This window comes from uncultured Campylobacter sp. (genome assembly GCF_937973075.1).
Classification (GTDB): Bacteria; Campylobacterota; Campylobacteria; order Campylobacterales; family Campylobacteraceae; genus Campylobacter_B.
On record NZ_CALBWL010000074.1, the window covers coordinates 1 to 1,990 of the forward strand.

The window sequence follows — 1,990 nt, forward strand, 5'->3', positions numbered from 1 at the left end:
TCATTAGGAAGTGCGGGGCTTTTTAGCAAGCGATCCAGATCATCGCTGCCAGTAGCTGCAATCGCATTTTTAAGCTTTTGATCGCCGCAATTATACGCCATTAGCGCTAAATACCACTTGCCAAAATTTTGCTTCAGATGCAAAATATACGAAAACGCAGCATCCGTAGAGGCTGCGGGATCGCGACGCTCATCTACGGCGCTATCTACTCTAAGACCGAAATTTTTCGCGGTCGCCGGCATCAGCTGCCACATACCGCCCGCGCTAGCGCCTGATGTGACCGTATTTTTAAGATGAGATTCGACCATTGCCAAATACAATAAGAATTCCGGAGCTTCAATGTTATCGACCTCGGATTTGACTAAGTAGGCATTGTGCGACTGTGAAGTCACGATATGCTTAAACTGCTTGCGATCGCTTGCATTGATCGCACGGAATATGCCTGCGACTACATTTTTGCTCGATTCGTTATTTTCAATGCCGAATTGATTTAAAATATAGTCGTGATTTGCGCGCATCAGACCGGGCTGGCTCGCAAACGCTTCGCCCATTAAAAGCAGGGCTAGCAGTATAAATTTTATGGCTTTCATATCTCTCCTTTGATTTTATCGCCAAAAAGCCTACAGGCGTTTTGAGTCGTTATTGCTTCAACCTCTTCTACGCTTAGGCTTAAAATTTCCGCGACTTTTTCTACCACGAGTCTCGTAAATGCAGGCTCGTTGCGCTCGCCGCGATGCGGATGCGGGGTTAGATAGGGTGCATCCGTCTCGATTAAGAGGCGCTCTTGCGGAATTTGCGGTAAGATCTCAGCTAAGTTTTTTGCATTTTTGAATGTCAAAACTCCGCCGATACCGAAGTAAAATCCGTATTCGCTAAGACCTAGCAAAAGCTTGCTGGCATTGAAGCAGTGTAAAACACCGCCGCATAAATCGCCAGCGCGATCTTTTAGAATTCCAAAGCTATCTTCGTTTGCTTCTCGGATATGGACTATAAGTGGTTTTTGAAGTTGTGTTGCTAGATCGATTTGCGAGATGAAGGCGTCTTTTTGGCGGGAGATTTCTAAGGCTTTGGCTTCCTTGCTCTCTTGCTGCTTAAGTCTGAAGTAATCAAGCCCGCATTCGCCAACGCCCACGCATTTGGGATCGTCAGCATACCGCTTCAGCACCTCCATATCGAAAGAATCTATCTCGTATGGATGTACCCCTACGGCAAAATACACATTATTCCGCGCGTGCGAAATTTTACATGCCTTATCTAGGTCTGCTACATCGGCACCGGGAATGATGATGCTGCGCACGCCTGCAATCGTGGCGCGCTCAATCACCGCGTCCAAATCGGTATCGAAACTAGCATCGTCTAAATGGCAATGTGTATCTATAATCATAAAACTCACTTGATAAAATTTTTCGAAGCGGATTTTACGTCGTTTTGCAAAATCACACTTAAATTTAAATTAAACGCGGTATTGTAGCGAAAAATTTCAGATTTAAACTTAAGCTTAAAATTCCTTCAGCTTTGCCTTAGTTTTTTAGCGAATTCCAGGGCTTCTGCAGTAATAGTCTCGCCGCTTATCATACGAGCTAGCTCTGTTATTTTCTCATTTTCGCTTAATAACCTCACGCTAGATTTGCCGTTCGTTTTACTTACTAAAAAGTGTGACGCAGCCTTTGAGCTAAGCTGCGGCTGGTGTGAGATCGCAAAAATTTGATAAAATTTTGAAATTTTTACCAGCACGTTTGCAATACTCATCGCCTCTTTTCCGCTTAAATTTGAATCAATCTCGTCTAAGATTAAAATTCCCTCGCCGTTATTTGTAAGCTCCAAGCTTGCCGCGATGAAAGCAAGGCGTAAGCGGTTCGTTTCGCCTGAGCTTAAATTTTTAAATTCCGTCTTGCACAAGCTAACGCAAATTTCGTCCGTGCCGCACTCACTAAGCGCCGTAGGCTTAAAACTAAGCTCCACTCCGTCCATATAAAGCTGCTTTAGATAG

At 44.4% G+C, this 1,990-nt stretch carries 2 protein-coding genes and 1 pseudogene; all 3 read right to left on the reverse strand.

The features are described 5' to 3' along the window. Window positions 1–590 (reverse strand): lytic transglycosylase domain-containing protein (locus Q0274_RS11145; RefSeq protein WP_367271925.1); only part of this gene is annotated, 590 nt, incomplete at its 3' end. Further along, on the reverse strand, window positions 587–1,384 hold the full coding sequence (locus tag Q0274_RS10415; RefSeq protein ID WP_298029522.1) for a TatD family hydrolase: 798 nt from the start codon (window positions 1,382–1,384) through the stop codon (window positions 587–589). The genes Q0274_RS10415 and Q0274_RS11145, both read right to left, overlap by 4 nt. A 125-nt stretch (window positions 1,385–1,509) precedes the next feature. Further along, window positions 1,510–1,990 (reverse strand): annotated as a pseudogene (locus Q0274_RS10420) (DNA recombination protein RecN); the annotation flags it as partial.

Excerpts from the sequence above, each read along its gene's own strand:
- Q0274_RS10415 (WP_298029522.1), bottom strand. The coding sequence starts at position 1,384 with ATGATTATAGATACACATTGCCATTTAGACGATGCTAGTTTCGATACC.